Below are 5,431 nucleotides of genomic sequence, written 5' to 3'. Positions count from 1 at the left end.
GACCGGGTTTTCGTGCTCCCCGACGCGAGAAGAACACTAGCCCATCTCCGCCTGAGTTCAAAAACCGGGGTGCCCCACCACGTCGACGTACCGTCATCGTCCGGTCACCTTCGGACTGCCTGACAGGCCCGGATGCCTTGCGCACTAAGGTGTTCCGCGGAAGGAGCACGACATGCGTATCTGGCTGAACGGCGCCCTGCTGGACGACGAGGCGACGGTTTCGCCGCTCGATCACGGGCTGACCACCGGCGACGGTGTGTTCGAGACGATGAAGATCGAGAACGGCCGTCCGTTCGCGGTGACGAGGCATCTGGACCGGCTGGTCCGGTCGGCGGTCGGGCTCGGTCTGCCCGAGCCGGACGTGGCGCGGATCGAGGTCGGCATCGAGACGGTCGTGCAGGCCGATCCGGGCATCCCGTTCGGCCGGCTTCGGATCACGTACACGGGTGGTGTCTCACCGCTGTCGTCCGAACGCGGCACGTCCGGTCCGACCATCCTGGTCGCCACGCAGGCAGTCAAACGCCCGGGCCCGACGTCCGCGATCGTCACGGTCCCGTGGGTCCGCAATGAGCGCAGCGCGGTCGCCGGCCTGAAGACGACGTCGTACGCCGAGAACGTGCGCGCGCTCGCCTATGCGAAGGAACGCGGCGGCAGCGAGGCCATCTTCGCGAACACCATCGGCAACCTCTGCGAAGGCACCGGCTCGAACATCTTCTGCGTGTACGACGGTGAGCTCGTTACGCCGACCCTGGATTCGGGGGCACTGGCGGGTGTGACGCGTGCGCTTGTCCTGGAGTGGTTCGGCGCGACCGAGCGCGACGTACCGATGGAGCGTCTGTTCGAGGCCGACGAGGTCTTCCTCACGTCCACGACGCGCGACGTACAGGCCATCCAGCGCGTCGACGACCGCGACCTGCCTGCGCCGGGCCCGATCACCGCGCAGGTGACCAAGATCTTCGCCGACCACTCAGCCGACGAGCCGAACCCGTAAGCGCGCGCCTCGACTACTCGCCGGAGGCCGGGCCGGCGTTCACTCGCAGGAGGCCGTGCGGCCTACTCGCCGGAGGCCTTGCGGCGTTCGCGGTAGGCGGCGACGTGCAGACGGTTGCCGCAGGTGCGCGCGTCGCAGTACCGCTTGGACCGGTTACGTGACAGATCGATCAACGCGTCGTCACAATCCGGCGCCTCACAGCGGCGAAGACGCTCCCGTTCGCCGGCCGAGATGACCTGCGCCAAGGCGATCCCGCACTCCACCGTGATCCGGCACGCCAACGACGCGCCGTCCCGCGAATAATGGATGTGCCACGGGTGCCCGTCGTGATTCGTCAGCCGCGGCGTCGTCGTACCCCGGGCAACGATCGCGTTGATCATCGCCGCCGCGTCGGCATCCGACCCGGTCGTGAAGACAGGCGAGAACAGCGGCCGCAGATCCCTGACCTCGGCCAGGTCCTTGTCCGACAGTGAGCCGACCGCGCTGAACTCCCGCTCGTGGACGAACTTCTCCAACTCCTCGAGCGTTTCCAGGGTGTCGACCTGACTGTTCGGACCCGGCAACGTGTTCACGAGCCGGACCAGCGTGCCGAGCGCCTGCTCGGTGTCGTGCGAGAAAGTCACAATCACGTCTCCAACGCGACGGGGTCTCCGTCTTGCAGCAAGAGTAGCCCGGCCCGATTAGATCGTCGCTGACTGATGCGCTATGGTTTCACACGCAACACCAGCACCACCCGGGCGATTGGCGCAGTGGTAGCGCGCTTCGTTCACACCGAAGAGGTCACTGGTTCGAACCCAGTATCGCCCACCCCCGGAAATTGCAGGTCAGAGCGGGAACCCGGCACCAGCCGAGTCCCCGCTCTCGTCGTTTCAGCCCTCGTCTGCGTGGTGGATGAGGCGACGGGCCACGGTGACGGCCAGGCTGCCGGGTACGACGTGCTCGGCGAGAGCTTCCCGCCAGACCTTGAAATGCGGGGTCGATCGATGCGCCTCGACCGCGGCGTCGTCGGCGTACAGCTCGTACAGGGTGACGTGGTGGTCGTCGGCGGTGTCCTGGCCGACGTCGAAGTACAGGCAGCCCGGCTCCTTGGTGATGGAGCGCTCGGCCTGGGTCCGGATCGCCTCGACAAGCAGGTCGAGATGGCCAGGGACTACCTGGAAGGAGACGGTGAGGCTGAGCATGCGGTGAGTTCCTCCGTTTGCAGCAGGTCGATCTGGGCCTCGGCGCCGAGGGCGACCAGGCTGGTCCAGGTGGTGGCGGTCAGGGTGATGCTAGTGACAGTGCGCCCGGCGCGGTTCCGGTCACGACGCTTTGCGCTGCGCTTGGCTCGGGTACACCGACCGCGGCCGCGCCAATCACGAAGGACGACTTGGCCGGTTATCCGGCATGGGTGGCTTCGGTCGCGGTGCTCCGAACGCCGCTAGCGCTGGCCGGCGTGAATTGCGCAGACTGCTTGGCCGGTGAGGGGCACAATGAATCGGATGACACTCGACGTTCCCGATGAAGTCCGAAGCAAGGCGCTTGCCGACGGGGACGCGGCATGGCTCGACGGTCTACCGTCGGTCCTGGACTCCTTGGCCCAGGACTGGTCGCTGACGATCGGCGCGACGCTGCGCGGAGGACACGCTGCCTTGGTCGTCGAAGCCACGCTCGCCGACGGGACCCCGTCAGTTCTCAAGATCGGGGTTCCCGGATCTCGACGCCAGCTCGGCTTCGAAGCGACCGTTCTCGATCTCGCTGCGGGAAAGAGCTGCGCACGACTGATCCGCCGCGACCTCACCCGAGACGCACTTCTGCTGGAGAGGCTCGGGCCGCCGATGTACGACGTGATTTTGGACCATCGCTCGCAACACGACATGTTGTGCAACATCGCCGCAGAACTCTGGCGCCCGCTCGACGACGACATCGACTTGCCGACCGGCGCCGACTTGGCACATCGGATGCAGCACCTCATCCCGCAGCTCTGGGAGGAGCTGGAACGACCATGTTCGGCAGCGACGATCGACGACGCCGTCGAATGTGCCAATCGCCGCGAGCGCGCTTACCACCGTCGAACGTCGGTGCTCGTGCATGGCGACGTTCATGAAGCGAACGCACTCCAGACAGAAGGTGACACCTTCAAGCTGATAGATCCCGACGGCCTCAGGGCGGAACCCGCATGTGACCTCGGGACGATCGTCCGTTGCACCCCCGACGCCGGCGACGACTTACGGGTTAGAACGGAACGTCTCGCAGCTCGAACTGGCGTCGACGCCACCGCGATATGGGAGTGGGGAACCGTCCATCGCGTGATCGGCGGACTGAACAGCGTGAGAATCGGGTTCCAGCCCTTCGGCAACCTCCTTCTTGCCGAGGCGGATCGCCTGACGCAGACAGGCTGACTCGCAGACGCCTCGCCGTGGTCTCACAAGGTTTCAGCCGCTGTGGTCGATGGTGCCGTGGGCGCCGATGCGGACAACGCCCAGGTTGATCATCGACCAGACCGTCGGGTACCGACTGTCCTGTCGTTGCTCGGTGCATCGATAGGTCTGCTTCAGTTCGGGCTGGGTGGCCTGTTCGGGCGGCAGGCGCAGGTGCTCGGCGCCGGGACTGACGACCTGACCGCACTGGCCGATCTCGCCGGACCGAAGGACCTGGGCGTCGACGACTGGTCCGGGATCCGGCTGATGTGCTCGGACTGCTCGCACGGCAGGCCCGACGATGCACACGACCACGAGCCGACCTCGAACGACGCGGTCCAGCTCGGGCTGGCGGGATCCGAGGCGGACCTGAGGTCCTGCCTCGACAGCTGGCTCGCCGACCGGCCGCACCTCACCTTGGCGGAGCTCACGTTCCTCTGGTGAAACGGGCTAGACGAGCCACACACCGGACTGCATGAGGAGGCGGCCCTTGATCTCGTTGCCCTCGCGCCAGGCCTGGATCGTCGTGGGAGTCGCGCGGATGAACGGGTACGGAGTCGAGGCTTGGCGGGGGTCGAAGCCGGCCTTGGTGGCGAAGGCGTCGCCCTCGGCGGTGGGGACAGTGGCAAGTTCTTCGGTCGTGGCGGTGATGTGGATGACGTCCCTGGTCTGGCCGATGGTCAACTGCACGACAGGGTTGGCGCGGAGATTGCGGGCGGTGGGGTTGTTGACAGCGGTGGACAGCAGGAGGGTTCGACCGTCCCAGAGGAAGGACAAGGGCATCAGGTAGGGCGTGCCGTCAGGTGACGCGGTGGCTACCCAGGCGTCGATGTCGTGCTCCAGCCGGTGCAGGGTGTCTTGCTTGCGTACGGCGAGGGGCCTGGGGGCAGCCATGATGGACTCCTACGGGTGTCACATGTGGTCGGGTTTTCGCGTCACACCAATTGACGGTGGTCGGACCGGAGTGTGACAGGTGGAGAGGGACATGAGCGAACACGACTGGCTGGCGGAGCGGTTCGAGGAGAACCGGGAACACTTGCGCGTGGTCGCGTACCGGATCCTCGGGTCGCGCGTCGAGGCCGAGGACGCGGTGCAGGAGGCGTGGATCCGGCTGAGCCGATCCGACGCCGACGCGATCGACAACCTGGGCGGTTGGCTCACGACAGTTGTCGGGCGCATCTGCCTGGACATGCTGCGGACGCGGCGCGGGCGGCCCGAGCAGACGGTCGGCGACCACTCCCCTGCGCTCACGGACGACGACGTACCGGATCCTGAGCTCGAGGCCGTACAGGCGGACTCGGTCGGGCTCGCGCTGCTCGTCGTACTCGAGACGTTGACGCCCGCCGAGCGGTTGGCGTTCGTGCTGCATGACATGTTCGCGGTGCCGTACGACGACATCGCGCCGATCGTGGGCAAGTCGTCGGATGCCGCGCGGCAGCTGGCAAGCCGGGCGCGGCGGCGGGTGCAAGGTACGCCGGAACCCGCGGGAGCGGATGCCAACCGGCAGAAGGAGATCGTCGAGGCGTTCCTCGCGGCGTCGCGTGGTGGCGACTTTGATGCGCTGCTCGAGTTGCTCGACCCGGACGTCGTACTGCGTGCCGACGAAACGGTCGTGGCGCGCGGCGCTGGTGCGATGGTGCGGGGCGCCGCGGCTGTCGCCGAGACGTTCTCCGGGCGCGCGCAGGCCGCCGTACTCACGCTGGTCGACGGCAAGGCCGGAGCGGTGTGGAGGCTGCGTGGCGAGCCGGTCGTCGTGTTCTCGTTCACGGTCGCCGACGGCCGGATCGCCGGGATCGAACTCCTCGGCAATCCCGACTACCTGCGCGACGTCGACCTCGCGCCGGCCAACGGCTGACGCAGCACGGATCCCGGGGTACGACGGCGTCCTGGAGTCACCCCGGACGCGTGGGACTGGTGTGACGGGAGGGGTGACATCCACGCTCCGACCGTCCACATCGCGACACCCCGGAATCTGGTTTTTGCGTACGCCGAAAGTGCGCTACTGTTCTGCTCTCGCACCGAGCAGGAACACCCCGCCGGA

At 67.0% G+C, this 5,431-nt stretch carries 7 protein-coding genes and 1 tRNA gene; 5 read left to right on the top strand and 3 right to left on the bottom strand.

The genetic code is table 11. The features are described 5' to 3' along the window. Positions 1-172 precede the first annotated feature (172 nt). Entirely contained in the window at positions 173-991 is an 819-nt protein-coding gene (locus AB0I34_RS43920) for an aminotransferase class IV (protein ID WP_360458628.1), read from the top strand. 62 nt (positions 992-1,053) lie between these two features. Here the strand turns inward: AB0I34_RS43920 and AB0I34_RS43915 are convergent, their stop codons facing one another. Next, a complete protein-coding gene (locus tag AB0I34_RS43915) occupies positions 1,054-1,620 on the bottom strand; it encodes a CGNR zinc finger domain-containing protein (protein WP_238164653.1) in 567 nt (188 codons plus the stop codon). 106 nt (positions 1,621-1,726) lie between these two features. On the opposite strand from AB0I34_RS43915, the gene AB0I34_RS43910 reads away from it, so the two are divergent. Then, positions 1,727-1,798: transfer RNA gene (locus AB0I34_RS43910), tRNA-Val, on the top strand. A 62-nt stretch (positions 1,799-1,860) separates the two neighbouring features. On the opposite strand, the gene AB0I34_RS43905 is transcribed toward AB0I34_RS43910, so the two are convergent. Then, positions 1,861-2,172: a putative quinol monooxygenase gene (locus AB0I34_RS43905; RefSeq protein WP_360458625.1), complete on the bottom strand. Its 312-nt coding sequence runs from the start codon at positions 2,170-2,172 to the stop codon at positions 1,861-1,863. A gap of 300 nt (positions 2,173-2,472) precedes the next feature. On the opposite strand from AB0I34_RS43905, the gene AB0I34_RS43900 reads away from it, so the two are divergent. Both AB0I34_RS43900 and AB0I34_RS43895 read left to right on the top strand, forming a co-directional pair. Beyond that, complete coding sequence (locus AB0I34_RS43900) at positions 2,473-3,372, top strand: aminoglycoside phosphotransferase family protein (protein ID WP_360458622.1); 900 nt, start codon at positions 2,473-2,475, stop codon at positions 3,370-3,372. 126 nt (positions 3,373-3,498) lie between these two features. Beyond that, complete coding sequence (locus AB0I34_RS43895) at positions 3,499-3,834, top strand: hypothetical protein (protein ID WP_360458619.1); 336 nt, start codon at positions 3,499-3,501, stop codon at positions 3,832-3,834. Between the two features lie 6 nt (positions 3,835-3,840). Here the strand turns inward: AB0I34_RS43895 and AB0I34_RS43890 are convergent, their stop codons facing one another. Continuing rightward, on the bottom strand, positions 3,841-4,284 hold the full coding sequence (locus AB0I34_RS43890; protein ID WP_360458616.1) for a pyridoxamine 5'-phosphate oxidase family protein: 444 nt from the start codon (positions 4,282-4,284) through the stop codon (positions 3,841-3,843). Between the two features lie 91 nt (positions 4,285-4,375). Between AB0I34_RS43890 and AB0I34_RS43885 the strand changes: the two genes are divergently transcribed. Further along, positions 4,376-5,245 carry a sigma-70 family RNA polymerase sigma factor gene (locus AB0I34_RS43885; RefSeq protein ID WP_360458614.1) on the top strand — a complete coding sequence of 290 codons (870 nt, stop codon included), beginning with the start codon at positions 4,376-4,378 and terminating at the stop codon, positions 5,243-5,245. Positions 5,246-5,431: the final 186 nt, after the last annotated feature.

Source organism: Kribbella sp. NPDC050281 (assembly GCF_040655855.1).
Lineage (GTDB): Bacteria > Actinomycetota > Actinomycetes > Propionibacteriales > Kribbellaceae > Kribbella.
The sequence above is the reverse complement of the archived record's forward strand: the minus strand, read 5'-3'. Positions and strand labels throughout refer to the sequence as shown.

Coding starts and splice junctions, on each gene's coding strand:
- AB0I34_RS43920 (WP_360458628.1), top strand. CDS start 173: ATGCGTATCTGGCTGAACGGCGCCCTGCTGGACGACGAGGCGACGGTT.
- AB0I34_RS43905 (WP_360458625.1), bottom strand. CDS start 2,172: ATGCTCAGCCTCACCGTCTCCTTCCAGGTAGTCCCTGGCCATCTCGAC.
- AB0I34_RS43900 (WP_360458622.1), top strand. CDS start 2,473: ATGACACTCGACGTTCCCGATGAAGTCCGAAGCAAGGCGCTTGCCGAC.
- AB0I34_RS43890 (WP_360458616.1), bottom strand. CDS start 4,284: ATGGCTGCCCCCAGGCCCCTCGCCGTACGCAAGCAAGACACCCTGCAC.
- AB0I34_RS43885 (WP_360458614.1), top strand. CDS start 4,376: ATGAGCGAACACGACTGGCTGGCGGAGCGGTTCGAGGAGAACCGGGAA.